General features: G+C 72.4%; 21 protein-coding genes and 1 pseudogene. 14 read left to right on the top strand and 8 right to left on the bottom strand.

Annotated features, from left to right (window positions below; translation table 11 throughout):
• Window positions 1–5: 5 nt before the first annotated feature.
• Window positions 6–2,432, bottom strand: coding sequence for a penicillin acylase family protein (locus ACZ69I_RS10565; RefSeq protein WP_470831477.1), 2,427 nt, complete (start codon window positions 2,430–2,432; stop codon window positions 6–8).
• Between the two features lie 130 nt (window positions 2,433–2,562).
• Between ACZ69I_RS10565 and ACZ69I_RS10560 the strand changes: the two genes are divergently transcribed.
• Window positions 2,563–4,065 (top strand): acyl-CoA synthetase, encoded by a 1,503-nt coding sequence (locus ACZ69I_RS10560; RefSeq protein ID WP_470831475.1) that lies wholly within the window; start codon window positions 2,563–2,565, stop codon window positions 4,063–4,065.
• Between the two features lie 26 nt (window positions 4,066–4,091).
• Here ACZ69I_RS10560 and ACZ69I_RS10555 read toward each other — a convergent pair whose 3' ends face one another.
• Entirely contained in the window at window positions 4,092–4,442 is a 351-nt protein-coding gene (locus ACZ69I_RS10555) for a helix-turn-helix transcriptional regulator (RefSeq protein WP_467675548.1), read from the bottom strand.
• 128 nt (window positions 4,443–4,570) lie between these two features.
• On the opposite strand from ACZ69I_RS10555, the gene ACZ69I_RS10550 reads away from it, so the two are divergent.
• A complete protein-coding gene (locus ACZ69I_RS10550) occupies window positions 4,571–5,416 on the top strand; it encodes an ANTAR domain-containing protein (protein WP_470831474.1) in 846 nt (281 codons plus the stop codon).
• Between the two features lie 16 nt (window positions 5,417–5,432).
• Here ACZ69I_RS10550 and paaK read toward each other — a convergent pair whose 3' ends face one another.
• On the bottom strand, window positions 5,433–6,716 hold the full coding sequence (gene paaK, locus ACZ69I_RS10545) for a phenylacetate--CoA ligase PaaK (protein ID WP_470831598.1): 1,284 nt from the start codon (window positions 6,714–6,716) through the stop codon (window positions 5,433–5,435).
• Window positions 6,717–6,927: 211 nt separating this feature from the next.
• Here paaK and ACZ69I_RS10540 point away from each other — a divergent pair.
• Window positions 6,928–7,761, top strand: a pseudogene (locus ACZ69I_RS10540) (alpha/beta fold hydrolase); the annotation flags it as partial.
• Window positions 7,762–7,907: 146 nt separating this feature from the next.
• Window positions 7,908–8,528, top strand: coding sequence for a chorismate mutase (locus ACZ69I_RS10535; protein WP_470831473.1), 621 nt, complete (start codon window positions 7,908–7,910; stop codon window positions 8,526–8,528).
• Here ACZ69I_RS10535 and yczE read toward each other — a convergent pair.
• Window positions 8,511–9,161, bottom strand: coding sequence for a membrane protein YczE (gene yczE / locus ACZ69I_RS10530; RefSeq protein ID WP_470831472.1), 651 nt, complete (start codon window positions 9,159–9,161; stop codon window positions 8,511–8,513). The two genes, ACZ69I_RS10535 and yczE, sit on opposite strands and share 18 nt — an antisense overlap.
• 138 nt (window positions 9,162–9,299) lie before the next feature.
• Here yczE and yczR point away from each other — a divergent pair, with 138 nt between their 5' ends.
• Both yczR and ACZ69I_RS10520 read left to right on the top strand, forming a co-directional pair.
• Complete coding sequence (gene yczR / locus ACZ69I_RS10525) at window positions 9,300–10,781, top strand: MocR-like transcription factor YczR (RefSeq protein WP_470831470.1); 1,482 nt, start codon at window positions 9,300–9,302, stop codon at window positions 10,779–10,781.
• 96 nt (window positions 10,782–10,877) lie between these two features.
• On the top strand, window positions 10,878–11,777 hold the full coding sequence (locus ACZ69I_RS10520) for a LysR family transcriptional regulator (RefSeq protein ID WP_470831596.1): 900 nt from the start codon (window positions 10,878–10,880) through the stop codon (window positions 11,775–11,777).
• On the opposite strand, the gene ACZ69I_RS10515 is transcribed toward ACZ69I_RS10520, so the two are convergent.
• Entirely contained in the window at window positions 11,774–13,411 is a 1,638-nt protein-coding gene (locus ACZ69I_RS10515) for an acyl-CoA synthetase (protein WP_470831469.1), read from the bottom strand. The two genes, ACZ69I_RS10520 and ACZ69I_RS10515, sit on opposite strands and share 4 nt — an antisense overlap.
• Window positions 13,412–13,621: 210 nt before the next feature.
• Here ACZ69I_RS10515 and ACZ69I_RS10510 point away from each other — a divergent pair, with 210 nt between their 5' ends.
• The 6 genes from ACZ69I_RS10510 to ACZ69I_RS10485 all read left to right on the top strand — a co-directional run bounded on the left by ACZ69I_RS10510 (window position 13,622) and on the right by ACZ69I_RS10485 (window position 19,264).
• A complete protein-coding gene (locus tag ACZ69I_RS10510) occupies window positions 13,622–14,422 on the top strand; it encodes a crotonase/enoyl-CoA hydratase family protein (protein ID WP_470831468.1) in 801 nt (266 codons plus the stop codon).
• A 95-nt stretch (window positions 14,423–14,517) separates the two neighbouring features.
• On the top strand, window positions 14,518–15,480 hold the full coding sequence (locus ACZ69I_RS10505; protein WP_470831467.1) for a Zn-ribbon domain-containing OB-fold protein: 963 nt from the start codon (window positions 14,518–14,520) through the stop codon (window positions 15,478–15,480).
• Entirely contained in the window at window positions 15,480–16,559 is a 1,080-nt protein-coding gene (locus ACZ69I_RS10500) for a thiolase domain-containing protein (protein WP_470831465.1), read from the top strand. The genes ACZ69I_RS10505 and ACZ69I_RS10500 overlap by 1 nt, the downstream gene beginning before the upstream one ends.
• On the top strand, window positions 16,556–17,758 hold the full coding sequence (locus ACZ69I_RS10495; RefSeq protein ID WP_470831463.1) for a thiolase domain-containing protein: 1,203 nt from the start codon (window positions 16,556–16,558) through the stop codon (window positions 17,756–17,758). Before ACZ69I_RS10500 ends, ACZ69I_RS10495 begins: the two co-directional genes overlap by 4 nt.
• Before the next feature lie 107 nt (window positions 17,759–17,865).
• Window positions 17,866–18,108 carry a DUF397 domain-containing protein gene (locus ACZ69I_RS10490; RefSeq protein ID WP_467675569.1) on the top strand — a complete coding sequence of 81 codons (243 nt, stop codon included), beginning with the start codon at window positions 17,866–17,868 and terminating at the stop codon, window positions 18,106–18,108.
• 229 nt (window positions 18,109–18,337) lie between these two features.
• On the top strand, window positions 18,338–19,264 hold the full coding sequence (locus ACZ69I_RS10485; RefSeq protein ID WP_470831595.1) for a universal stress protein: 927 nt from the start codon (window positions 18,338–18,340) through the stop codon (window positions 19,262–19,264).
• A gap of 176 nt (window positions 19,265–19,440) precedes the next feature.
• On the opposite strand, the gene ACZ69I_RS10480 is transcribed toward ACZ69I_RS10485, so the two are convergent.
• A complete protein-coding gene (locus ACZ69I_RS10480) occupies window positions 19,441–20,166 on the bottom strand; it encodes a leucine-rich repeat domain-containing protein (protein ID WP_470831461.1) in 726 nt (241 codons plus the stop codon).
• A gap of 220 nt (window positions 20,167–20,386) precedes the next feature.
• On the opposite strand from ACZ69I_RS10480, the gene ACZ69I_RS10475 reads away from it, so the two are divergent.
• Both ACZ69I_RS10475 and ACZ69I_RS10470 read left to right on the top strand, forming a co-directional pair.
• The gene (locus ACZ69I_RS10475) at window positions 20,387–20,887 is read left to right on the top strand and encodes a hypothetical protein (protein ID WP_470831460.1); all 501 of its coding nucleotides are present in this window, start codon (window positions 20,387–20,389) and stop codon (window positions 20,885–20,887) included.
• Between the two features lie 148 nt (window positions 20,888–21,035).
• Complete coding sequence (locus ACZ69I_RS10470; protein ID WP_470831458.1) at window positions 21,036–23,423, top strand: glycoside hydrolase family 95 protein; 2,388 nt, start codon at window positions 21,036–21,038, stop codon at window positions 23,421–23,423.
• Window positions 23,424–23,456: 33 nt separating this feature from the next.
• Here the strand turns inward: ACZ69I_RS10470 and ACZ69I_RS10465 are convergent, their stop codons facing one another.
• Both ACZ69I_RS10465 and ACZ69I_RS10460 read right to left on the bottom strand, forming a co-directional pair.
• Window positions 23,457–25,448 (bottom strand): N-acetylmuramoyl-L-alanine amidase, encoded by a 1,992-nt coding sequence (locus ACZ69I_RS10465; RefSeq protein WP_470831457.1) that lies wholly within the window; start codon window positions 25,446–25,448, stop codon window positions 23,457–23,459.
• Window positions 25,449–25,728: 280 nt separating this feature from the next.
• Window positions 25,729–26,001 (bottom strand): hypothetical protein, encoded by a 273-nt coding sequence (locus tag ACZ69I_RS10460; RefSeq protein WP_467677652.1) that lies wholly within the window; start codon window positions 25,999–26,001, stop codon window positions 25,729–25,731.
• Window positions 26,002–26,028: the final 27 nt, after the last annotated feature.

Below are 26,028 nucleotides of genomic sequence, written 5' to 3'. Positions count from 1 at the left end.
CAGTCCTAGTGACGCTCGCGCACCCGCACCACCTCGAGTGCCGGATCGCCAAGGATGTCCTTCTCGCAGAAGCGCGAGGTCACCCAGCGCTCCTTCGCGTACAGCTTCGTCTGGTCGCTGTAGTGCGGCGAGTCGGGGTTGGAGGACTGGGAGTACGACAGGAGCGTCCGGGCCTCGGGGCAGTGGCCGTCGTGCCAGCCGACCGCCTGGATGTGGCTCGACCCGTGGACGACCTCGGTGTAGCCCTTCTCGGCGTCCCAGGCGGCCTCGATCTTGTTCCAGACGCCGAGGGACTCCGTGCCGCCGGGGACCGGGAGGCGCTTGCCGCCGCGCACGACGTACTGGTTCCGGCCCAGGGGCGCGTCCAGCGCGATGTCCGCCGCCGACAGTTCCGTCACCGCGTCGGCCAGCGCGGCCCGGAAGCCCGGCTGCGCGGTGTCGAGGGTGTTCGGGGTGCGCACCGGGTCGGCCGCGGAGAACGGCACCTTCCAGAGCTGGGCGTTCGGCACCGCCGCCGTCAGCTTCCGCCAGAAGCGGTCGAAGAGCAGGGCGCCGCGACTGCCGGTGTCCATGGTGTGGTCCCAGCGGGCCAACACGTCACAGGCCTCGCGTACGTCAACCACCTTGCCGTTGCTGCCTGTTGCGGTGCCGCCGGGCAGTGCTGCGCAGGCCTTCGCCGTGTCGGCGGCCGCCAGATCCGCCGCCGGTACGCGGTTCGCGAACTGCTGGTCCTGTAGGTCGCGGACCGTGAGCCCGCCCTTCTCCGCCATCGCCGACACGTCCTCGACGGCGCCGCGGGTGCGCATCGAGCGCTGCGTGCCGATCGTGCCGAAGATCCGCTCGTAGCCGGTGATCGGCTTGTCGGCGTTGGTCAGCCAGGCGCTGTCGTTGGAGTTCTCCGCGTACGGGGCGTCCGTCAGCGTCGGCATCCTCGACGGGCCGAAGATGCCGGGCTGCACCGCGTCCTCGTCGGAGCCGAGCGCGCACGCGCCCCGCGAGCCGTCGAGGACGGCGACGCCCGACGCCGGGTAGGTGAACTTGCCCAGCGGAGTGCTGCAGCGCTGCGCCAGGTCGTCGGTGATCCGGGGGAGCACCTGGGACTGGCTGAGCAGCGAGTGGCCGTGGCGGTCGGCGGCGACGGTGTTCACCCAGGGCAACCCCTGTGTCTCGCGCAGGGACTTGAGGATGCCCGCGGTGGAGCGGGCCTTGCCGAAGCCGAGGTCGGTGTCGCTGCCGCGCAGGTTCACGGCGTTGGGGTCGTTCAGCGCGTACGCCGTGGTCGGGGACCAGGGCAGCGGCAGCTGGGGACCGAGCCCGGTGACGACGGGGCCGTAGCGGGTCCACCACTGCGTGCGGGTCACCGGGGCGCCGCCCTCGACCGGCACCGTGACCGTCCGCCTGGTCATCCTGTGCCGCTTGCCGTCCACCAGATAGGAGGTCGGGTCGGCCGGGTCCAAGGTGAGCTGGTGCAGGTTCAGGGTGACGCCGGTGGCGACCGTGTGGCTCCACGCCACGTCACCGTTGAAGCCGATGTTGACCACGCTCGTGCCGAGCAACGAGCCGCCGGAGACGTTCAGCTCACCGGGAATGGTCTGCTGCGACTGCCAGAAGCGGCGGCCACCCTGCCAGGGGTAGTGCGGGTTGCCGAGGAGCAGCCCCTTGCCGTTCGCGGTGGTCTTCCCGCTGAACGCGACGGCGTTGGAACCCATGTCGGCGTCCTGCGTGGAGAACAGCTCGCGTGCCGCCTTCGCCGTGCGGCCGGGATCGGGTGTGCGGTTCGCGCCCTTCGTGCCGCCCGCCCCCGTCGCGCCCGGTGGGGTGGCGGCCGTGATGCCGTCGATGGCGCGCCCCTGCCCGCCGAGGACTTGGACGGCGAAGCCCTGCCGCGCCACGTCGAGTGCGGTGATCGGGCGCACCCAGTCGGCCTTCGCGCAGGCCGGGTCGGTGACGCGGTTCTGCTTCAGCCACGCGTTGTAGCCCGCGGCGAAGCCCCGCATGAGCTCCTTGGACCGGCGGCCGGGGCCGGCGGGTGCGGGCCGGTCGAGGAGCTTCTCCACCGTCCCGGCCTCCCGCACCCCGCGGAAGTACAGGTCACTGGCGAGGTTGGTGGACGCGGACGACAGCGCGGAGCCGGGGGAGGCGTCGGCGCCGAAGTGCCGGGAGCGCTCGCCGCGGACGGTCACGTAGCCGTCGGCGAGCGTGCACACCTGATCGGCGGCCTGCGCCCAGCCGGTGCCGAAGCCGAGGTTCTCGTAGTCCTTGGCGAGGATGTGTGGAATGCCGTACTCGGTGTAGCGGATCGTGGCGTGCAGGCCGCCGCCGGACGGGTGGGCGCCTCGGGGCGTGGCCCCCGCGCCGGACGCGGGCAGCAGGGCCACCGCCGTCAGCAGAGTGATCGCCGCGGCCGCCGGGCGTCTTGTGCGGATGCGCATCGTGCCTCCCAACTGGGTTCAGGGAAGGAGCGGTTGAGCGTACCAAGCGGTTGGTCACCTGTGATCCCGCTCGGCGCGCTCCGTGCGCCGGACCTTGACCGGGGCGGCGCGCGGCGCACAGGATCACGCCATGACGGGTGTACGCGACAACACGGTCGACGGAGTCCTCCGGCGCAGCGCGCGCCGCACACCGTTGCGCACGGCACTGCGCTACGGCGAACGGTCCTGGACGTACCGGGAACTCGACGACGCCGTATCCCGCGCGGCCGGCGCGTTGCGTGACCTGGGCCTGGCCCGCGGCGACCGGGTCGCCGCCTACGCCCACAACTCCGACGCCTACCTGATCGGCTTCCTCGCCTGCTCCCGGGCCGGGCTGATCCACGTGCCGGTCAACCAGAACCTGACCGGCGACGATCTCGCGTACATCGTCGGGCAGTCCGGCTGCTCGCTCGTGCTGGCCGATCCGGACCTCACCGGGCGGCTGCCCGCGGGCGTGGCGGCCCTCGCGCTGCGGGACGCGGAGGGCTCGCTGCTCGCGCGGCTCGCCACGGCACCGGCGTACGACGGCGAGGGGTCCCGGGGCGACGACCTGGCGCAGCTGCTCTACACCTCGGGGACGACCGCGCTGCCCAAGGGCGCGATGCTCTCCCACCGCGCCCTGGTCCACGAGTACGTCAGCGCGATCACGGCCCTGGACCTGCGGGAGACCGACCGGCCCCTCCACTCGCTGCCGCTCTACCACTCGGCGCAGATGCACGTCTTCCTCATGCCCTATCTGGCGGTCGGCGCCGAGAATACCGTCCTCGACGGGCCGGACGCCGAGCGGATCCTCGATCTGGTCGAGGCGGGCCGCGCCGACAGCCTCTTCGCGCCGCCCACCGTATGGATCGGGCTCTCGCAGCACCCCGGGTTCGCCTCCCGCGACCTCGGGGCGCTGCGCAAGGCCTACTACGGGGCGTCGATCATGCCGGTGCCGGTCCTGGAGCGGCTGCGGGCCCGGCTGCCTGGGCTCGGCTTCTACAACTGCTTCGGGCAGAGCGAGATCGGCCCGCTCGCCACGGTCCTCGGGCCCGATGAGCACGAGGGGCGGATGGATTCGTGCGGGCGGCCCGTCCTGTTCGTCGAGGCACGCGTCGTCGACGAGGACGGGCGCGAGGTGCCGGACGGCACCCGGGGCGAAGTCGTCTACCGCTCACCGCAGTTGTGCGAGGGCTACTGGGACAAGCCGGAGGAGACCGCGGAGGCGTTCCGTGACGGTTGGTTCCACTCCGGGGACCTGGCGGTACGGGATGCCGAGGGGTACTTCACGGTCGTCGACCGGGTGAAGGACGTCATCAATTCCGGGGGAGTTCTCGTGGCGTCGCGGCAGGTCGAGGACGCGCTGTACGAGCACCCGGGCGTCGCCGAGGCCGCGGTGATCGGGCTGCCGGACGAGCGCTGGATCGAGGCGGTCACCGCCGTGGTCGTACGTGGCGACAAGGAGCTCACCGAAACCGGGCTCCTTGCCCACGCACGTGAGAGGCTCGCTCACTTCAAGGCGCCGAAGCGGGTCCTGTTCGTGGACGAACTGCCGCGCAACGCGAGCGGCAAGATCCTCAAGAGGCAGCTGCGGCAGCGGTTCGGCGCGAGCTGACGGGTGACGCGGGCCGGTCGCCCACGTCAGGCCTTGACCTGGTGCCGCTCGCCGTTCTCGCCGGAACCGGTGCGGTCGGCCTCGTCGCGGACGAGCAGCGAGAGCAGCGAGGCGACGGCGAGGCCGGACTCGGCGGGATGACGCAGTACTTTGCCGGGATTGATCTGATACGTGTTGGTACGTCCCTCCCGAGTGTGGGAGAGGTAACCATCCTGCTCGAGGTCGGAAATGATCTTCTGGACCGCCCGTTCCGTGAGGCGGCAGTGGGCGGCGATGTCGCGGATGCGGGCGTTGTGGTCATCCGCGATGACCGCCAGTACGCGCGCGTGATTGGTGAGAAAGGTCCATCCGGTGTGTGACTCGGGCACTCCATCCATGCCCCAACTCTAGGACGAGAAATACGCGATTTCAAAAACACGTACGCTGTTTCCGGTATTAGTTGACGTGTGTGCAGGGTTGCGTGCAGCCTAGGAGCGGCGGTAGGCAGCGAGGAGAGGAAGAGGCCATGCCGGAGCCCGCGTTCCCTCACGACCCGTTCGCGGGACAGGACCCCTCCATGGCGGAGGGGAACGGTCTCGGCCGCACACCGGTGCCTGTTCCGACACCGCCGCCGTCCGTTTCGTCGGCCGCGCCGCGCGACGCCGTGCCGGGCGGCGGCAGGCGAACCGTGGTGGTGCGGGGCGAGCTCGATCTCGACGCGGGCCAACGGATCCGGCCCGAGCTGTACATCGCGCTGAGCCACGCGGCCCGCGGCATCGACCTGGACCTGAGCGCCGTGGAGTTCTGCGATTGCTCCGGCCTCAACCTGCTGCTCGGCCTCCGCCAACAGGCCGTGAAGCAGGGCAAGACCGTCACCATCGCCGCCACGAGCCCCGCGGTGGAGCGGCTGTTCGACCTCACCGGGACCCGCGGCCTGTTCGCCAGGGCCGTCCAGGAGGAGGCCTTGAAGGCCGCGTCCGCGTCCTCCGGCGGAGCCAAGCCGCACACGGAATCCGAACAGAACCTGCACACCGTGGTGGCCCAGCTGCGGCGGGCCATGCAGACCCGGCCGACCATCGACCTCGCCCGCGGCATCCTCATGTCGTCCTTCAACCTGAGCCCCGAGGCGGCCTGGGAGGTCCTGGTCAGCGCCTCCCAGAACACCAACACCAAGCTGCACCTGCTGGCCGGGGACGTCGTGGACACGGTCCAGGGGGACGCCCTGCCCGATGCCGTACGCAGGCAGCTGGAGGCCGCGGTGGCCAAGGCGAACACGGCGGCGTCCACCCCGACCACGGCGTCGAGCCCCGACCCGCCGGCCCCCGCGGCCGACCCCTGCCTGCCACCGAACGCGTCGCTCGACCCGCTGTGACGGGGCGCGTGCCCGCTCAGTTCCGCAGGTCCACGATGCGCCTGAACTTGCCGAGCGACCGCTCCAGCGTCTCGGGATCGACGATCTCCACGTCGACCGACACCCCGATCCCGTCCTTCACCGCCGCCGCGATCTCCTGAGCCGCGGCCGCGCGCCGCGCCGGTGGCGTGTCCGCCCGGGCCTCCGCCCGTACCGTCAGGGCGTCCATCCGGCCCTCACGGGTCAGGCGCAGCTGGAAGTGCGGGGCGATGCCCGCCGTGCGCAGCACGATCTCCTCGATCTGGGTGGGGAAGAGATTGACGCCGCGCAGGATCACCATGTCGTCGCTGCGGCCCGTCACCTTCTCCATGCGCCGGAAGACCCGCGCCGTGCCAGGCAGGAGCCGCGTCAGGTCCCGCGTCCGGTAACGGATCACGGGCATGGCCTCCTTCGTCAGCGCCGTGAACACCAGCTCGCCGCGCTCGCCGTCCGGCAGCGGCTCACCCGTGATCGGGTCCACCACCTCCGGGTAGAAGTGGTCCTCCCAGATGTGCAGCCCGTCCTTGGTCTCCACGCACTCCTGCGCGACCCCGGGGCCGATCACCTCCGAGAGCCCGTATATGTCCACGGCGTCGATCGCGAAGCGCTCCTCGATCTCGCGCCGCATCTCCTCGGTCCACGGCTCCGCGCCGAAGATGCCGACGCGCAGGGAGGTCGTACGGGGATCGACGCCCTGCCGCTCGAACTCCTCCAGGAGCGTGAGCATGTACGAAGGGGTCACCATGATGATCTCGGGGCGGAAGTCCTGGATCAGCCGCACCTGGCGCGCGGTCATGCCGCCGGAGGCGGGGATCACCGTGCAGCCGAGCCGCTCCGCGCCGTAGTGCGCGCCCAGGCCGCCGGTGAACAGGCCGTAGCCGTACGCCACATGGACCTTGTCGCCGGGGCGGCCGCCCGCGGCGCGGATCGAGCGTGCGACCACGTCCGCCCACATGGAGAGGTCCTGCTCCGTGTAGCCGACGACCGTCGGCAGCCCCGTGGTGCCGCTGGAGGCGTGCAGCCTGCGCACCTCGGACTGCTCCACCGCGAACATGCCGAAGGGGTAGTTGGCCCGCAGGTCGTCCTTGGTGGTGAACGGGAACCGCGCGAGGTCGGCGAGGGAGCGGCAGTCGTCGGGGCGCAGCCCCGCCTTGTCGAACGCCGCCCGGTAGAACGGCACGTTCTCGTACGCGTGCAGCAGGGTGTCCTGGAGGCGTTCCAACTGCAGGGCCCCGAGCTCGCGGGGGCCGAGTTGTTCCGCCGCGTCGAGCAGTGGCGGCATGCGCGTCATAGAGGGTGCTCCCGTCCTGAACGGGCGACCGATCATTCGGTCGTCGATCTTCTGTGGACCTCAGTAATCCAGGCCCGGCAGTGGGCGTCAAGAGATCTCGCACCGCTGCTTTGAGCTGGGGCGCAAGGGCATGGGCCACCGTCATGGGCCACGCCCGCGACCGCGTTGCCGGGACACGCGACCGGATGTGATGATCACCCCCATGCCGACATTCAGCGCGTACGACGGGACGGAACTCGCCTACCACGAGAAGGGGGAGGGCGAGCCGCTGCTCTGTGTCCCGGGCGGTCCCATGCGCGCCTCCGTCTACCTCGGGGAGCTCGGCGGCCTCACCGCGCACCGCCGCCTCGTCCTGCTCGATCTGCGCGGCACGGGCGACTCCGCGGAGCCGGACGACCCGGCGACGTACCGCTGCGACCGGCTCGTCGACGACATCGAGGCGCTGCGCGAGCACCTGGGCCTCGACCAGGTCGACCTCCTCGGCCACTCGGCCGGCGGCGACCTCGCCACGCTGTACGCGGCCCGGCACCCCCAGCGGATCCGCGCCCTTGTCCTCGTCACCCCCGCCACGCTGGCCGTCGGCGGCGTCGTGACCGCCGAGGACCGCAGCGAGGCGGCCGCGCTGCGCAAGGACGAACCCTGGTACCCGGCGGTCGAGACCGCGCTGCGGGAGATCGCTGAGGACGGCGCGCCCAGCGCGGGCTGGGGGGTCATCGGACCGCTCATGTACGGCCGTTGGGACGCTCAGGCGCAGGCCCACCGGGACCGGAGCGCGGCGCAGAAGAACGCGGCGGCCTCCGAGGCGTACTACGGAGAGGCCTCCTTCGACCCGCCGGCCACCCGTGCCGCGCTGGCCACGATGACCGCTCCTGTCCTCGTCCTCGCGGGTGCCTACGACGGCGGACCCAACCCGGCGCGCGCGGCGGAGCTCGCGGAGCTCTTCCCGGGCGGCGTCTGCCAAGTGCAGCCGGGCGGCGGGCACTTCCCGTGGCTCGACGACCCGGAGTGGTTCGCGCGGCGGGTCGCGGGGTTCCTCGCGCAGGACTGAGAGCCCGTGCCGTATCCCCCGGCCGGGCGGTCGTCGAGCGTCGGGCGTCCGCGGCGAGGCCCCCTGCTCGTACGATGACCGCCGACCGTGCGCGGTCGCCGGACGTCCGTCACCGATCCCCTGGGGGAACCGTCGTGCGCTTCGCCACCTCCACCCGCCGTCTGCTCACCGCCGGTGCGCTGTCGGCCGCCCTGCTCGCGGGCGGCGGCCCGGCCCTCGCGGCGCCCGGGCAGACCGCCCAGGGCACCCGGAGCGCCGCGCCCGCGGGCCCCTACCGTCAACTGCGGCCCCTCGCCGACCTGTCCGCGCAGCGCCTGGCCACCGCCGACCTCGTCGCGGCCGCCAAGTACGGCACGGACAGTCCCATCGACGACCCGGCCCGCGAGCGGGAGGTCCTGGCGGCGGTCGCCCGCCAGGCGGCCGAGGCCGGTGCCGATCCGGCGGCGACCGTACGGATCTTCCGCGACCAGATCGAGGCCAACAAGGTCGTCCAACGCGGGCTGTTCCGGCGCTGGGACGCCGATCCGTCCCGGGCCCCGGCGGAGCGGCCCGACCTCGGCGAGGTCCGCAAGGAGATCAACCGCGTCAACGGCGAGCTGGTGCGGGGCATCGCCGCGTCCCCGGACGCGCGGACGGCGCCCTCCTGCGGGGGAGTGCTGACCGTCGCCGCCGTACACGTGCGGCACGCCGACCGGCTCGACGCCCTGCACTCCGTCGCCCTGGGCCGCGCGCTCGCGTCAGTCTGCGCGCACTGAGACGCGCGGCGCGTCGCGGGGGCTGCGGTAGGCGAACCACGGCATGCAGAACTGGGTGACGGTGCCGACCGCGACCGCGTACAGCACGGTTCCGGCGCCCACGGTTGCGCCGAGCAGCCAGCCGACGGCGAGCACGGCGAGCTCGATGACGGTGCGGACCTGCCGCAGCGAACGGCCGGTCATGGCGGCCGCGCCGGTCATCAGTCCGTCCCGGGGCCCGGGGCCGAAGCGCGCGCCCACGTAGACGGCGACGGCGAGGCCGTTGAGCAACACCCCGCCGACGAGCAGACCGGCCCGGGCGGGCAGCCCGAGGCCCTCCGGCAGGACGAGCAGGCCGACGTCGGAGGAGACGGCCAGGACGGCGATGTTGGCGAAGGTGCCGAACGTCGGCCGCTGTCTCAGCGGGATCCACAGCAGCAGGACGAGCACGCCCAGGACGGCACTGACCGTACCGAAGCCGAGCGGCGTACGACGTTCGAGACCCTCGTACAGAACGCTCCACGGATTCGCGCCGAGGGCCGCCCGGACCAGGACGGAGAGGCTGAATCCGTAGAGGGCCAGGCCGATGAGGAGCTGGGGCAGACGTCTCGCGGGGTGCTCGCGGAGCGGGACGTACGAGATGGTCTGCCGCATGCGGGATGGCCTCCGTGCCGTGGGGGTGGGTGCGCGCTCCGAAGGGCGGTTCTCCGCACCCCCAAAGCCATTGCGGCCACTCTGTAGAGTGATTGGCCTGGGAAACACAGCCAATCTCGGGGGAATGGTGTGGTCGACGTGAACTCCGAGCGGCCCGTGGGGGAGACGGCGAGCCGCGCGGACCGGTCGCTGGGCAGCGGGCAGCTCGCCGCGATGCTGCCCGACCCGGCCGGCATGCGGCCCGCCTACCGCCATCTCGCCCGGGCGATCGGCGACCTGATCCTGGACGGACGCATCGCCCTGCACGTCAGGCTCCCCGCCGAACGCGAACTGGCCGCCGCCCTCGACACCAGCAGGACCACCGTCACCGCCGTGTACGACCTGCTGAGGGAGAGCGGCTACGCCCGCAGCAGGCAGGGCGCGGGAACCTGGACGGCGCTGCCCGCGGGCCGCGCCCCGAGCGGTGTCCGGCGGCTCCTCGCGGCCGAGGACACCGCGATCGACCTCGCCCGAGCCGCCCCCGACCTGCCGGATCAGGAGCTCACCGACGCGCTCGCCCGGGTCGCCCCGCAACTCGCGGCGCACGCGCGGACCTCCGGCTACCACCCCTACGGCCTGCCCGAACTCCGGGCCGCCGTCGCCGAGCGCTTCACCCGCCGGGGCCTTGCCACCCTGCCCGAACAGATCCTGGTGACCTCGGGCGCCCAGCACGCGCTGACCCTCGTACTCGGTCTCCTGTGCCGGTCCGGCGACCGCGTCCTGACCGAGAACCCTTCCTACCCGAACGCCCTGGAGGCCCTGCGCCGCGGCGGGCAGCGCACGCTGGCGGTGCCCGTCACGGAAGAGGGCTGGGACACAGACGTCGTCGAGTCGGCCTTCCGGCAGGCGGTGCCACAACTCGCCTACCTCATCCCGGACTTCCACAACCCGACGGGCTGCCTCATGCCCGAGGACACACGGGGCCGGGTGCTGCGCGCCGCCCAGCGGACCGGCTCCTGGCTCCTGGTCGACGAGACCCTCGCCGAGCTCGCCCTCGACGTACCGGCGCCGCCGCCCTCCGCCTCGCACGCCGCACCGGGCGCCGCCGGTCAGCTCATCACCATCGGTTCCATGAGCAAGACCCACTGGGCGGGCCTGCGCATCGGCTGGCTGCGCGCCCCCGCGCGGCTCGTCACCGAACTCGCGGGGCAGCGCGTCGTCACCGACATGGGCGGCTCGGTCCTCGATCAGCTGCTGGCCCTGGACCTCCTCGACCGGGCCGACGACCTGCTGCCGTCCCGCCTGGCAGAGCTGCGCGTGCGCCGCGCCGCGCTCGCCGCCGCCCTGGGCGAACACCTCCCCGGGTGGAGCTGGCGCCTGCCGCCAGGTGGCCTGTCGCTCTGGGTGGACCTGGGCGAACCGGTCGGTTCCGCGCTGGCCGAGCGGGCGCTCGCGAACGGCGTACGGATCGAGAGCGGCTCCTGCTTCGCCACCGATCCCGGCGTCTTCGAGCAGCGGCTCCGCATCCCGTACACCGCCTCGCCCGACACCCTGCGCGAGGCGGTGCGCCGCCTGGCGGTAGCCCTCGCCGACTCCCCGCTGCCGACACCGACCGCCGGGCGCCCGCGCTGGGTGGCCTAGCGACGGCCGGGCGGGCCCGTCGCACCAGCGTGCGAGACTTCAGCATCCAGCCGTTGCCCGGATACGAGAACGCAGGTCAGGAGCTCAGAGTTGTCGTTGGACCTCAATCTGCTGCGTGCGCTGGACGCCCTGCTCCAGGAGAACAGCGTGACCCGCGCCGCCGAGCGGCTCGGCACGTCGCCCGCGGCCGTCAGCCGTACGCTCGCCCGCCTGCGCCGGGCCGTCGGCGACCCGCTCCTGGTCCGCGCGGGACAGGGCATGGTCCCCACGCCGCGCGCACTGGAACTCCGCGGTGAAGTGGGAGCGTTGTTGCGCGGCTGCGACAACGTCCTGCGCCCCGGCGCGGGTTTCGACGCCGTCCATCTCCAGCGCACCTTCACCGTGCAGGCCACCGAGGTGCTCCTCGCGGGCCTCGCGGGAACCCTGGTCGAGCGCATGCGTGCGCAGGCCCCGCACGTGGACGTGGTCTTCCTGCCGGAGACGGTGGAGGGCGGTCCCGCGCTGCGCCAGGGCCTGGTGGATGTCGAACTGGGCTCGCTCGGACACCTCGACCCGGAGATCCGCACCCGGGAGCTCCAGCGGATGAAGGTGGTCGCCGTCGCGCGCGGCGGGCATCCCCTCTTCGACGGGGAGATCGACGCCCGCCGCTTCGCCGCGGCCGACCACATCGGCATCTCCCGGCGGGGCAAGCGCCAGGGCCCCATCGACACGGCGCTCGCCGCACTCGGCCTGCGCCGCAGAACCGCGGTCGTCGTCCCCAGCCACACGAGCGCGATGCTCCTGGCCCGGGACACCGACCTCGTGGCGCTCACCCCGGAGGGCTGGCTCCAGGACACGATCGCCGCCCTCGGCCTGCGGACGTTCCCCATCCCGCTCGACCTGGAGCCGATCACCCTCGGAATGGCCTGGCACCCGCGCAACTCGGCCGATCCGGGCCATCGTTGGTTCCGCGACCATCTGGCGGCGGCGGTGGGCGGGTCCGGCGGGAGCTGCTAGGCCGTACCGTCGGCCGCGTCCCGGCCGTCGGCCGCCACCGCCTTCGCCCACCGGTAGTCCGCCTTGCCGCTCGGTGAGCGCTGGATGTGGTCCGTGAAGACGACCGACCGAGGGATCTTGTAACCGGCGAGTCGTTCCCGGCAGTGCAGCTGCACCGCCGCCAGGTCCAACGAGGGCTCTCCGGGACGGAGTTGGACGATCGCGGCCACCCGGCTGCCCCACCGTTCGTCGGGCACTCCGGCCACCAGCGCGTCGTACACGTCGGGATGGGACTTGAGGGCCTGTTCGACCTCCTCCGGGTACACCTTCTCGCCGCCCGTGTTGATGCACTGCGAACCGCGCCCGAGGACGGTGACGATGCCGTCCTCGTCGACCGTCGCCATGTCGCCGAGCAGGACCCAGCGCTCCCCGCCCCTCTGGAAGAAGGTCTCGGCGGATTTCACCGGGTCGTTGTAGTAGCCGAGGGGCACGTGGCCGCGCTGGGCGAGGCGGCCGGGCTCGCCCACCGGGACCGGTTCGTGCGTCGCGGGGTCCACCACCTGTGTGCGTTCGTTGACCTCCAGGCGGAAGCCCTTCTCCGGGCCCGAGTCGTCCGTGGCCCTGCCGTTGGAACCCGACTCGGAGGAGCCGAAGTTGTTCAGGAGCAGGACGTTCGGCACGAGCTCCTGGAACTGGGCGCGCACCGTCTCCGACATGATCGCCCCGGACGAGGAGACGCTGAACAGGGACGACAGGTCGGTGCCCCGCAGCGGCCCGCGCAGCGCGTCGATGAGCGGCCTGAGCATGGCGTCGCCGACGAGGGAGACGCTGGAGACCTTCTCCCGCTCGATGGTGCGCAGCACCTCTTCGGGGACGTACTTGCGGTGCAGAGCCACCCGCTGCCCGTAGTTGAAGGCGATGAACGACGTCAGCGTCGACGTGCCGTGCATCAGCGGAGGCGCGGGGAAGAAGGTCAGGCCGGGGCTGCCCGCGGCGACCCGCTCGGCGAGTTCCTCGGGCCGCTTGACCGGCTCTCCGGTCGGTTCGCCGCCGAAGAGCCCCGCGAAGAACAGGTCCTCCTGGCGCCACATGACGCCCTTGGGCATGCCGGTCGTGCCGCCGGTGTAGATGATGAACAGGTCGTCGCCGGAGCGCGGCCCGAAGCCGCGTTCCGGTGAGCCCGCCGCCTCCGCGTCGGCGAAGGGCACCACGTCGAGCGGGGGAGCGGCCGCGGGCGGTACCCCCACCCGTATCAGGTGCCGCAGCTTCTCCGTGCGCGGCAGGGCGGCCGCGACGCGCTCGGTGAACTCGGCGTCGAAGACGAGCGCCGCGAGGTCCGCGTCGCGGTAGAGGTAGACCAACTCCTCCTCTACGTAGCGGTAGTTGACGTTGACCGGTACGAGGCGTGCCTTCAGGCAGGCGAGCACGGTCTGCAGGTACTCGACGCCGTTGTACAGGTGCAGGCCCAGGTGTTCACCGGGCCGCAGGCCGCTGTCGAGGAGGTGGTGGGCGATGCGGTTGGCGGCCGCGTCGAGCGCGGCATAGGTCAGCCGGTGCTCCGCGCCCGTGCCGGGGTGGTCGATGTAGACGAGCGCCTCGCGGTCGGGGACCACGTCGACGACCGACTCGAACAGGTCGGCAAGGTTGTACTCCACCGCACTCCTCCTGACCCCGGTGCCCACTGTGACGTCCGACTCGGCGGTCATCAGAGCAGAGCCGTCACCAAGTGGGAAGGGCCCCCGCGCAAGAAAACTGACTGAGTGTCAGAAAACTATTGAACTGACTCCCCGGCTACTGCAACCTGTTCCAGGTCCGGACGCGACAGGCCGGCCGTTCGGTGGCCGTCGATGGAGGGAGCACGGCACATGGGTGGGACGGAACACCTCTCCGTGCGGCGCGAAGGCGCCACACTGATACTCACACTGAACAGGCCCGACGCGAAGAACGCGCTGTCCCTCGCGATGCTCGTCGGCCTCTACGACGGATGGCTCGCCGCCGACGCGGACGACGAAATCCGCTCGGTCGTGCTCACCGGCGCGGGCGGCGCGTTCTGCGCGGGCATGGACCTGAAGGCCCTCGCGGGCAAGGGCATGGAGGGCGAGCAGTACCGGGACCGGCTCAAGGCCGATCCCGATCTGCACTGGAAGGCGATGCTGCGCCACCACCGCCCCCGCAAGCCCGTCATCGCGGCCGTCGAGGGCTACTGCGTGGCGGGCGGCACGGAGATCCTCCAGGGCACGGACATCCGCGTGGCGGGGGAGTCGGCGACCTTCGGGCTCTTCGAGGTCCGGCGGGGACTCTTCCCCATCGGCGGCTCCACCGTCCGGCTCCCTCGGCAGATCCCGCGCACCCACGCACTGGAGATGCTGCTCACCGGCCGCCCCTACTCGGCGGCCGAGGCCGCCGCCGTCGGACTCGTCGGCCACGTCGTCCCCGACGGCGCCGCCCTGGAGAAGGCCCTCGTCATCGCCGAACAGATCAACGCCTGCGGGCCCCTGGCCGTGGAGGCGGTCAAGGCGTCCGTGTACGAAACCGCCGAGCTCACGGAGGCGGACGGGCTCGCCGCCGAGCTGAAACGGGGGTGGCCGGTCTTCGACACGGCCGACGCGAAGGAGGGCTCCAGGGCCTTCGCGGAGAAACGGGCCCCTGTGTTCCGGCGCGAGTAGGCCGCTCTCGGCTGCGGGGCCGTCGTGGCCGGTCGCGCAGTCCCCCGCGCCCCGTGCAGGGGCGCCCCGTCATCGCTCGAAACGGAGTTCCGGATATGGCATCGGCTACGTCCCCCGAAGTGCTGCGCGCCCCCCTGGTCGTCGAGTTCCCCTTCACCCGCTCCCTCGGACCCGTGCAGAGCGCCTTCCTCACCGGGCTGCGCGAACGCACCGTGCTCGGCGTGAAGACCGGCGACGGGCGCATGCTCGTGCCGCCCGTCGAGTACGACCCGGTGACCGCCGAAGAGCTGCGCGACCTGACCGAGGTCGCCACGACCGGCACCGTCACCACCTGGGCCTGGAACCACGAGCCCCGCCGCGGCCAGCCCCTCGGTACCCCCTTCGCCTGGGTCCTGGTCAGGCTCGACGGTGCCGACACCGCCCTGCTGCACGCCCTGGACGCCCCCGGCCCCGACGCGGTGCGCACCGGGATGCGGGTCCGGATCCGCTGGGCAGCCGAACGCGTCGGCGCCATCACGGACATCGCCTGCTTCGAGGCGTACGACGGTGACGGCGAGACGCCCCACCTCGGCCCGCACAGCGGCGAGTTCGAGGAGCCAGTGACCGGCATCGTCGCGGCCGCGCGCCTCGACTACACCTACTCGCCCGGCCGTGCCCAGTCCGCCTACATCCACGCGCTCTGCGAACGCAGGACCGTCGGCGAGCGCTGCCCGTCCTGCCGCAAGGTCTACGTACCGCCCCGCGGCGCCTGCCCCACCTGCGGGGTCGCCACGGCGGAACGGGTCGAGGTCGGACCCCGCGGCACCGTCACCACGTACTGCATCGTCAACATCAAGGCGAAGAACCTCGACATCGAAGTCCCCTACGTCTACGCGCACATCGCCCTCGACGGCGCCGACCTCGCCCTGCACGCACGCATCGCGGGCATCCCCTACGACGAGGTCCGCATGGGCCTGCGCGTCGAGCCGGTGTGGACCGAAGGCGGCCGCTACCCCGACCACTACCGGCCCACGGGCGAGCCCGACGCCGACTACGACACGTACAAGGAGCTGGTCTGATGGCGCCCCGCGAACCGTCCGTGATGCGGCCCGCCCGCGACGTCGCCGTCGTCGCCTTCGGGCAGAGCGACCACCTGCGCACCACCGACGAGCTCTCCGAGGTCGAGATGCTCATGCCGGTGCTGCACGAGGTCCTCGCCGCCACCGGCCTCAAGACCAGCGACATCGGCTTCACCTGCTCCGGCTCGTCGGACTACCTCGCCGGGCGCGCCTTCTCCTTCACCATGGCGCTCGACGGGGTCGGTGCCTGGCCGCCGATCTCCGAGTCGCACGTCGAGATGGACGGCGCCTGGGCGCTGTACGAGGCGTGGGTGAAGCTGCAGACCGGCGAGGCCGACACCGCGCTCGTCTACTCGTACGGCAAGTCCTCGCCCGGCTCCGTGCGCGACGTGCTGACCCGGCAGCTCGACCCGTACTACGTCGCCCCGCTCTGGCCCGACTCCGTGGCGCTCGCCGCGCTCCAGGCGCAGGCGCTGATCGACGCGGGAGAGACCGACGAGCCCGCGCTCGCCGGGGTCGCGAGCCGCAGCCGGGCCGACGCCGCCGCCAACCCCCATGCGCAGCTGCGCGGTTCGGTCGCGCGGGGCGAGTACGCGGTACGTCCCCTGCGTACCGGCGACTGCCCGCCGATCGGCGACGGGGCCGCCGCCGTGATCCTCGCGGCGGGGGAGCGGGCCCGTGAGCTGTGTGCGCGCCCCGCCTGGATCCGCGGCATCGACCACCGCATCGAGGCGCACGCCCTCGGGGTGCGCGACCTGACCGACTCGCCGTCCACCCGGCTGGCCGCGGAGCGTGCCGGAGTCTTCGAACGGCCCGTCGACACCGCCGAGTTGCACGCGCCCTTCTCCTCGCAGGAGGTCGTCCTGCGCAAGGCCCTGAAGCTCGGTGACGACGTCACCGTCAACCCGTCGGGCGGCGCGCTCGCCACCAACCCGGTGATGGCCGCCGGACTCATCCGGCTCGGCGAGGCCGCCGCCCGCATCCACCGGGGTGACTCGGACCGCGCCGTCGCCCACGCCACGTCCGGCCCCTGCCTCCAGCAGAACCTGGTCGCCGTCCTGGAAGGAGACGCCCGATGAGCAACTCGGTGGGCCGCTCGGCGAGCCAGGGGGCGGGCAAGGAGCCCGTCGCCGTCGTCGGGATCGGGCAGACCAAGCACGTGGCCGCACGACGGGACGTCTCCATCGCGGGGCTCGTCCGGGAGGCGGCACAACGCGCCCTGACGGACGCGGAGTTGACCTGGGCGGACATCGACGCCGTCGTCATCGGCAAGGCACCCGACTTCTTCGAGGGCGTCATGATGCCGGAGCTGTACCTCGCTGACGCGCTCGGAGCCGTCGGCAAGCCCATGCTCCGCGTGCACACGGCGGGCTCCGTCGGAGGGTCCACGGCGCTCGTCGCCGCCAACCTCGTCGCGGGCCGCGTCCACGGCACCGTCCTGACCCTCGCCTTCGAAAAGCAGTCGGAATCCAACGCCATGTGGGGCCTGTCGCTGCCCATCCCCTTCCAGCAGCCGCTGCTCGCGGGCGCGGGCGGCTTCTTCGCGCCGCACGTGCGCGCCTACATGAGACGGACCGGCGCCCCCGACACGGTCGGCTCGCTCGTCGCGTACAAGGACCGCCGCAACGCCCTGAAGAACCCGTTCGCGCACCTCCACGAGCAGGACATCACCCTGGAGAAGGTCCAGGCGTCGCCGATGCTCTGGGACCCGATCCGCTACTCCGAGACCTGCCCGTCCTCCGACGGCGCCTGCGCGATGATCCTCACCGACCGCGCGGGCGCGACCCGTTCGCCCCGGCCGCCGGCCTGGATGCACGGCGGCGCGATGCGCAGTGAACCGACCCTCCACGCGGGCAAGGACTTCGTATCGCCGCAGGCGGGCAAGGACTGTGCGGCCGACGTCTACCGGCAGGCCGGCATCGCGGACCCGCGCCGGGAGATCGACGCCGTGGAGATGTACGTGCCGTTCTCCTGGTACGAGCCGATGTGGCTGGAGAACCTCGGCTTCGCCGCGGAGGGCGAGGGCTGGAAGCTCACCGAGTCCGGCGTGACGGAACTGAACGGCGACCTTCCGGTGAACATGTCCGGCGGCGTCCTCTCGACCAACCCCATCGGCGCCTCCGGCATGATCCGCTTCGCCGAGGCGGCGCTCCAGGTGCGCGGACAGGCGGGGGAGCACCAAGTCGACGGCGCCCGCAAGGCACTTGGGCACGCCTACGGCGGCGGCTCGCAGTTCTTCTCCATGTGGCTCGTCGGAGCCGAACCGCCCACCACCTGAAGGGGCGCGCCCGCCGGGCGGGCCGAGGTACTGCCGCCGCGGCCTGTCCGGCGCCCGGAGCGAAAGCTAGGCTGGCGCCGGACGACGCATTCGGGAGGAGCACGGACGTGGCCGACAGCACCACTCAGCAGCATCCGCTCGCGGGCTGGCACAAGCCGGAGCTCGACCTCAGCACGGCGGACTGGCGATCCAGCAGCGAGGGGCGTGGGGATGTGGAGATCGCCTTCGTCGAAGGATTCGTCGCGATGCGCAACGGCGGGCACCCGGAGAGCCCTTCCCTGATCTTCACCCCGGCGGAGTGGGGGGCCTTCGTGCATGGCGCCCGCGCGGGCGAGTTCGACCTGACGTAGGACAGCCGTTCCCGCACGGCACACGGTCCTGCCGCCACTACCCGGTGACGGCGGGACCTCCTGCTGTCAGGGCCCCTCCTCGCCCGGTGGCCTTTCGGCCCTGTCGATCACGTGACCTTCGACTCTCCCGGCGTCCGGCGCACCGGAGAAGGCTGAGGGCATGAGCAGCGAAACGGTCGGCAGCGTGAGCAGTGAGTCCGTGAGCAGGGAGTCCATGAGCAGGGAGTCCATGAGCGGCGGGGCGTCCGGGCGCGGGGCCGGTCCCGTCGTCGCGGCCGTCGACGGCTCGTCCGGCAGCGGCCGCGCCCTGGAGTGGGCGCTGACCGCCGCCCGGCTGCGGGGCGCACCGCTGCGGATCGTGCACGTGCGGGGCTACGACGTGCCGCTCGTGGACGGCCCGTTCTCCTCGGCCCTCGAACGTACCGAGAGCGACCCGGTCCTCGACCGTGTACGCGCCTCCCTCGCGGGCCGTGCGGACCTGCCCGAGCTGGAGTTCCGCACGGTGGACGGCAGCCCGGGGCGCGAGCTGCCGAGACTCGGTGCCGAGGCCGGGCTGCTGGTCCTCGGCTCGCGCGGCAGGGGCGGCTTCGCCAGCCTGCTGCTCGGCTCGAACGGCCTGGCGTGCGCCCGGGAGGCGGGCTGCCCGGTGGTGGTCGTGCCGCGCCCGCGGGGCGGCGCGGGGCACGGGGACGCGGAGGTGCCGGACGCCGGGCCGCGGCTGGTCCTCGGCCTCTCGGCGCCCGCACCGGACGAACACTCGGTGGCGTTCGCCTTCGCCGAGGCCGCGCGGCGCGGGGCCCGTCTTCAGGTGATCGCCGCGTATCCGTGGCCCGTCCTGAGCGCCACGGCCACCGGCGACCTCGTGATGCAGGCGGTCCCGGACCAGGAGACGGAGCGGGAGTACGGAGAACTCGCCGACGCGCTCCTCGGCCCCCACCGCAAGCGGTACTCCGCCGTTGCGGTGGACGTCTGCGTCGCACCCGGCGACGCCGCGCGCCACCTCGTCGAGGCCTCGCACGCGGCCGACCTCGTCGTGGTCGGCCGACACCGGCGCAGGCTGGCCCCGGGCCGCATCCTCGGCTCCGTCACCCACGCGGTCCTGCTGCACGCGGAGTGCCCGGTGGCGGTGGTGCCGCCGGAGCCCGCACCCCGATGAGCCCGCGCCCTTCAGAGCCTGTGTCATATCCCCGGCCGGGCGGGCGGCGTCTGGCACGCACGCTCGCCGCGTTGCCGAAAAGTCCTAGTAGCTCCGCTACGAGGACTTCCCGGCGCCTTGCGATCGCACGCACCAGACGCCGCCCGCTGATCCGACCGGGGATATGACACAGGCTCTCAGCGCAGGACGACGCAGCCCTTCTCCTCCAGGGCGCGCAGCAGGCCCTCGTCCGCCCGGACGTCGTTCCAGCGCAGGTCCAGCTTTTCCAGGGCGGGCAACTCGGCGATCCAGTCGGGGAGTTCAGCGATGCGGTTGGAACGCAGGTCGACGCGGCGCAGGAGCGGCAGGCCGCGCAGCGCCCGCGGGACGGCGGTGAAGGCGTTCTCGCGCAGCTCCAGTTCCCGCAGCTCGCCGAGCCGCCCGGTTCCCGTCGGCAGCTCGGTCAGGCGGTTGCCGCGCAGCCACAGCTCGCGCAGCGCGGCGAGCGCGCCGAGCGACTCCGGCAACCGGGTCAATTCATTGTGCTGGGCGCGGAGTTCACGTAGCCCGACGAGGTGGCCGAGCGTCTCGGGGAGCGCGGTCAGCTGGTTCTCGCCGACGTTCAGATAGGCCAGCCGGTGCAGGCGGCCGAGGGAGGCGGGCAGCTCGGTGAGGGCGTTGTCGTGCAGATACAGGCAGCGGCTGAGCGCGGTGAGTCCGCCGATCTCGTCGGGGACGGCGCGCAGCTTGTTGTGGCCGAGGTCGAGGGTGTGCAGGGTCTTGAGTTCACCGATGCGGGCGGGGAGACGGGTGAGCGCGTTGTCGGGCAGGAGCAGGACCTCGAGGTGCGGATGGTCCCAGACCTCGTGCGGTATGTGCTCCAGCCCGTCGTGCCAGTAGTTCAGTACGGATGCGTCGGTCACCGGTCCCCCGTTGTCGATGGTGGTGTCATTGTGCGTGTGGCCGCTTTCGCGGGCGCGGGCCCGAGCCCGGTGGCGCCCCCGAGGTGGGGGTGCCAAGAGTGCGGGCGGTGCTGCGTGGCTGGTCGCGCAGCCGCCGCGGCCCCGCGCGACGCGTTCCGGATCGCCCGGGACGCGTCCGCCCCCGCGCGGGCGGAGCCCGAGGGCCACGTACCATGGGCGCATGTCCTTCCTCCGCCGCCGCAGCTCCGCCACTCCCGCGGGCCCGGAATTCGACGTCCTGGCCATGGACCCCGGTGACTGGCCCGGCAATCTCGGCGCGGGCCTGCTGCCCGCCCCCGACGGTAGCTGCCAGGGCGTCTTCCTGCGGTACGACCTGTTCGGCGGCCGAGGCCCCGCGATGATCATCGGTAACCTCCCCGAGGGCTCGCCCGCGCGCGAGACCGCCGAGGGCGAGGTCCCCTTCGAGGTGGCCCAGCTGCTCCTGGCCCTGGAGAACGACGAGGACATCACCGTCGTCTCCTCCGAGGACGTGCCGGTGATGCAGGGCGACAACCTCCTCATCGTGCGCCGCCTCAAGCTCTCCGAGGGCCGGATCTCCTGCGTGCAGTTCGACCGCAGTGACAACGTCCTGGTGACCATCGCCGCGTGGGACCGGCCGATCACCGACGACCTGTACGCGCTCCTGAAGCCGCTGCCCGCCGAGCTCTTCCAGCAGGGCTGACCCAGCGACCGCCTGCCGACACCCGCACTTCCGTCCAAGCACTGCCCCGTTCCGTCCAAGGACCGGGGCAGTTTTGCGTCTTGTCAGCCCAGTCATCGGACTTTTAACGTGACCGGTCATGACTCAGGGGATCACGCGAAGGACGACCATGAGGTCCGCGCTCGGCGGCGCTGCCGGGCTGGCTGCGGGAGGCGGCGGGATTGCCGGGGTGGCCGGGGGTACCGGGGCCGGGCGCGCCTCGGCGGCCGACGGGGGGCCAGAGCTTGACACCTCCGATGAATCGCTCCTCTGGTACGGCGCGCCCGCCGCAGACTGGGAGCGTGAGGCCCTCCCCATCGGCAACGGTGCCCTCCGCGCGATGGTGTTCGGCACCCTCTCCTGTGAACGGCTCCAGTTCAACGAGAAGACCCTGTGGACCGGCGGGCCCGGCTCCCGGGAGGGATACGACTCCGGCAACTGGCGCACGCCCCGCCCCGGCGCCCTCGACGCCGTCCGTGCGGAGCTCGACGAGAAGGGCGGGCTCGACCCCGACGCCGTCGCGGAAAGACTCGGCCAGGCCCGGCGCGGCTACGGCGCCCACCAGACCTTCGGCGACCTCCACATCGACGTGCCCGGCGCCCCGACCGCGCCCGACACCACCTACCGCCGCGCCCTCGACCTGGCACAGGGCCTCGCGACCGTCACGTACCGGAGCGAACAGGCGCGTCACCGAAGGGAGTTCTTCGCCTCGTACCCCGACGGAGTGATCGTCGGCCGACTCTCCGCCGACCGCCCCGCGCAGATCACCTGCACGCTCCGCCACTCCTCGCCCCGTGCCGACTTCACCGCGACGGCGGACGGCGACCGGATCACCGTACGAGGTGAACTCGCCGACAACGGGCTGGAGTTCGAGTCACAGCTGCGCGTCCGCCACCGAGGCGGGAAGCGGGTCCCGCACGCCGACGGAAGCATCACCGTGACCGGCGCCGACCACGTGTGGTTCGTCCTCGCCGCCGGCACGGACTACGCCGACACCTACCCCGACTACCGGGGCGAGGGCCCGCACGCCTCCCTCACCCGCACCGTGGACGAGGCCGTGCGGGCCGGTCACGGTGCACTGCGCGCCCGCCATCTGCGGGACCACCGCGCCCTGTTCGACCGCGTCGCCCTGGACGTCGGTCAGGAGCTGCCCGCCGACGTGCCCACGGACCGGCTGCTCAAGCAGTACGGGACCGGGGCGGACGCCACCGCCGACCGGGCCCTCGAGGCGCTCTTCTTCCAGTACGGCCGCTACCTCCTCATCGCCTCCTCGCGCGCGGGTTCCCTGCCCGCCAACCTCCAGGGCGTCTGGAACAACAGCACCACCCCGCCCTGGTCCGCCGACTACCACACCAACATCAACGTCCAGATGAACTACTGGCTCGCCGAGGCCGCGAACCTGCCCGAGACGACCGCCCCGTACGACCGCTTCGTCGAGGCCCTGCGCGCTCCCGGGCGGCGGACGGCGAAGGAGATGTTCGGCAGTCGTGGCTGGGTCGTCCACAACGAGACCAACCCCTACGGCTTCACCGGGGTCCACGACTGGTCGACCGCGTTCTGGTTCCCCGAGGCCGCCGCCTGGCTCACCGCGCAGCTCTACGAGCACTACCGCTTCGGCGGCTCCACGGACTACCTGCGCGCCACCGCCTACCCGGCGATGAAGGAGGCCGCCGAGTTCTGGCTCGACAACCTGCGCACGGACCCGCGCGACGGCACCCTGATCGTCACGCCCAGCTACTCGCCCGAGCACGGCGACTTCACGGCGGGCGGCGCCATGGCCCAGCAGATCGTCCACGACCTGCTGACCAACACCCTCGAAGCGGCCCGCCTGCTCGGCGACACACCGGCCTTCCGTGCCGAGTTGGAGGCGGCGCTGGCCGCCCTCGACCCCGGCCTGCGCATCGGCTCCTGGGGGCAGCTCCAGGAGTGGAAGGCCGACCTGGACGACCGCACGGACGGCCACCGGCACGTCTCCCACCTCTACGCCCTGCACCCGGGGCGGCAGATCGAACCCGGCAGCGAGTGGGCCGGGGCGGCGAAGATCTCCCTCACGGCGCGCGGCGACGGCGGCACCGGCTGGTCCAAGGCCTGGAAGATCAACTTCTGGGCGCGCCTGAGGGACGGCGACCACGCACACAAGATGCTCGGCGAGCAGCTCAAGTCCTCGACACTGCCCAACCTCTGGGACACCCATCCGCCGTTCCAGATCGACGGCAACTTCGGCGCGACGTCCGGCATCGTGGAGATGCTGCTGCAGAGCCAGCACGACGCGATCGAGATCCTGCCCGCGCTGCCCGCGGCATGGCCCGACGGCTCGGTACGCGGCCTGCGGGCACGCGGCGGCGCGACCGTCGACATCGCCTGGACGGCGGGCCGCGCCACTCGCGTGGTCCTGAAAGCGTCACGCACCCGCGAACTCACGCTGCGCAGCACTCTGTTCAGCGGTGGTACGCGGGTGGTGAAGGTGCGGGCGGGGCAGCGGTACGTCTTCGACCGAGCGGGTGTGCCGCTGCCGTGAGCGTCAGGGCGGGCCCGACATCCTCCGTCGCGACTACTTGCCCGACCGCACCACCTTGACGTCGGCGGCCCGCACATAGCCGACCCGGTGCCCGTACTGGATCACGTAGTACATGTCCTTGCCGCGCACCACCTTGTGCGGCGCGGTCTCGAACGTCGGGGAGTAGAAGTACTCGCCGGGCACCTTGTCGCCGACCGCGTACTTCTGGCCCGCGAGGATCCTGTACGGCAGCGGGGACACCGCCTGCACCGGCACGCCCGCCGGATAGGCCTCCTTCTCGGGGTACGCGCGCCCGTACACCGGGACCTCGCTCGCGCCCTCCTTCGGCGTCACCACCAGCCCCTTCGCGTCCACCGCGGTGGGCTGCTTCGCCGGGTTCCTGAACCAGGCCTTCTGGCCGAGGTACCAGACGGCCGTCCAGTCGCCCTCGCGGTCGGCGACCGCGTACTGCTGACCGGTGGAGAGCCGTGCTCCCATGTCGTTCACGTCGATGGTGGAGTCCTGGCCGCCGGGGCGCCTGCCGATGTCCTTGATCAGCGGCGCGTCGTCACGCGGTTCGGTGTGGACGCGTACCGCCGCCGAACCGTGCGGCACGCACGTCTCGCCGGGCTTGACGCAACCCGTGTACTGCGGACGGTTCTTGGCGTATTCCGGAGCGACGGTCACCAGCCCCCCGTCCGGTCCGGCCGTGCGGCGGAACGGCTTGCCCAGCAGCGTGAAGTAGTGCTGCCAGTCCCAGTACGGCCCCGGGTCCGTGTGCATTCCCGGGATCGTCGATGGGAGGGTGCCCTGGACGTTGTCGTGACCGAGGATGTGCTGGCGGTCCAGCGGGATGTCGTACTTCTTGGCGAGGTACTTCACCAGACGGGCCGACGTGCGGTACATCGCCTCCGTGTACCAGGTGTCGGGCGCGGTGAGGAAGCCCTCGTGCTCCAGGCCGATCGACTTGGAGTTCACGTACCAGTTGCCCGCGTGCCAGGCGACGTCCTTCGCCTTCACGTGCTGGGCGATGTGGCCGTCGGTGGAGCGCAGGGTGTACTGCCACGACACGTAGGTGGGGTCCTGCACCAGCTTCAGGACGCCTTCCCACCGGCCCTCGGTGTCATGGATGACGATCGAGTCGATGCTCTGGCTCTTCGGCCGGTCCGACAGGTCGTGGTTGCCGTAGTCCGGGTTGCCCTGGGGGTCCTTGAACTCCTCGTACGGCGCCGGGACCCACTCGCACGACACGCTCTTCGGGCACTCCGTCTCACCGGCGGGCGCCCTGCGCAGCCCCATGCGCTCCACCTGCGCGGCGTCGGGCCTCAGGCCCGGCACCGGCGCGAGCGCCACGCGCTGGCCCGCGTCGGTGGTGCGCCGCTCGCCGGCCCGCATGACGGCGAACACGTCGTTGGCGTACGTGGCCGCGGTGGCCTTGTCGTCCGCTCCGGAGAAGCGGGCGATGGCGCCGTACCAGTCGGCGGGGTCGCTGCTGAAGGGCTTCCCGAGCCCCCGCTGGGCCGCGGCGAGCAGCGCGGCGCCGCCCTCGACGTTCGCGGCGGGGTCGGTGCGCAGCTCCTCGGCGGAGCGGCCGGAGAGCTCGGCCGCGCGGGGCAGCGTCCTGAGCCGGGCGGGGATCTCGGACTCGTCCGGCACCTCGGTCGCGGGCGGCGCGGCCGGCCGCGCGGTGTCGCCGCGCGGGTCCTCCGCGCCCTCGCCGTGGTGCGGGGCGGAGGCCAGGGCGGTGCGTGCGTCGGTGAGGTGCATCGGGCCGTAGCCGCCGGTGACGCTGGCCGCGCCGCCGTGGGCGTCCCAGCGCGACTGCAGGTACGAGACGCCGAGCAGCACGCTCTGTGGCACGCGGTACTCGGCGGCGGCGGCCGCGAAGGCGCTCTGCAGCCCTGCCGCGGGAGCCGGACGCGGGGCGCCCGACGACGGGGCCGCGCCGAGCAGCGGCACCAGCAGACCGGCCGACGCGAGAGCGCCGGCCGTTCTGACGGCGCGTCTGCGCGCGGACGGGATGGGGGCGGTGGCGGATCCTCGCAATGCAGCCTCCTGGGACTTCTGGGCCGGTGAAGCGCGGCGGGGCGTGCGGGGCCGGACGTGCGTCAGTGGTACCGGCTCTCCGACGATCCGTCAATCATGCCCAGGGCAACGGATTTCCCATGTCAGCGCGGGTTCCGGCGGGTCAAGGGCGGTATTTCGCCAGGGGTGGCGCCACCGCCTGCGGTGCGTCAGTGGCGTGGACCAATGAGCGGTGCGGAGATCCACCTGTTCGGTCGAGCGGTTTCGGGGGCCCGGCACGCGGCACCGGGGTGGTCCCCCGTCAGGGGATGTCGCCGGACCAGTCGAACCGGCGCGGGTCGCCCCCGCGCGGGTCGTACGTCGCCCGGCCGCCGGGGCCGAACCGCCCCAGCTCGGTCGGCAGCGCGACGCCCGCGTCGAGCTGTTCCTGCTTCCAGCCGGTGACGTCGAGCAGCAGCCCGTCCAGCGGTCCGCCGACGAGTTCGACGTACCGCTGGCCGGGCCGCGGGCCCGGCCGTTCGTGATCCTGGCCGTAGACCCGGCCGCGCAGCAGCTGCTCGTCGTCGCTGTCCATGCCGTCCAGCGTCTCAGCCACCACTGA

This window comes from Streptomyces sp. NPDC036815 (assembly GCF_055609205.1).
Note: the sequence above shows the minus strand (reverse complement) of the source record. Positions and strands in the feature narration are given on the sequence as shown.

Coding starts and splice junctions, on each gene's coding strand:
- ACZ69I_RS10565 (WP_470831477.1), bottom strand. CDS start 2,432: ATGCGCATCCGCACAAGACGCCCGGCGGCCGCGGCGATCACTCTGCTG.
- ACZ69I_RS10560 (WP_470831475.1), top strand. CDS start 2,563: ATGACGGGTGTACGCGACAACACGGTCGACGGAGTCCTCCGGCGCAGC.
- ACZ69I_RS10555 (WP_467675548.1), bottom strand. CDS start 4,442: ATGGATGGAGTGCCCGAGTCACACACCGGATGGACCTTTCTCACCAAT.
- ACZ69I_RS10550 (WP_470831474.1), top strand. CDS start 4,571: ATGCCGGAGCCCGCGTTCCCTCACGACCCGTTCGCGGGACAGGACCCC.
- paaK (WP_470831598.1), bottom strand. CDS start 6,716: ATGCCGCCACTGCTCGACGCGGCGGAACAACTCGGCCCCCGCGAGCTC.
- yczE (WP_470831472.1), bottom strand. CDS start 9,161: ATGCGGCAGACCATCTCGTACGTCCCGCTCCGCGAGCACCCCGCGAGA.
- ACZ69I_RS10510 (WP_470831468.1), top strand. CDS start 13,622: ATGGGTGGGACGGAACACCTCTCCGTGCGGCGCGAAGGCGCCACACTG.
- ACZ69I_RS10505 (WP_470831467.1), top strand. CDS start 14,518: ATGGCATCGGCTACGTCCCCCGAAGTGCTGCGCGCCCCCCTGGTCGTC.
- ACZ69I_RS10500 (WP_470831465.1), top strand. CDS start 15,480: ATGGCGCCCCGCGAACCGTCCGTGATGCGGCCCGCCCGCGACGTCGCC.
- ACZ69I_RS10495 (WP_470831463.1), top strand. CDS start 16,556: ATGAGCAACTCGGTGGGCCGCTCGGCGAGCCAGGGGGCGGGCAAGGAG.
- ACZ69I_RS10485 (WP_470831595.1), top strand. CDS start 18,338: ATGAGCGGCGGGGCGTCCGGGCGCGGGGCCGGTCCCGTCGTCGCGGCC.
- ACZ69I_RS10475 (WP_470831460.1), top strand. CDS start 20,387: ATGTCCTTCCTCCGCCGCCGCAGCTCCGCCACTCCCGCGGGCCCGGAA.
- ACZ69I_RS10470 (WP_470831458.1), top strand. CDS start 21,036: ATGAGGTCCGCGCTCGGCGGCGCTGCCGGGCTGGCTGCGGGAGGCGGC.
- ACZ69I_RS10460 (WP_467677652.1), bottom strand. CDS start 26,001: ATGGACAGCGACGACGAGCAGCTGCTGCGCGGCCGGGTCTACGGCCAG.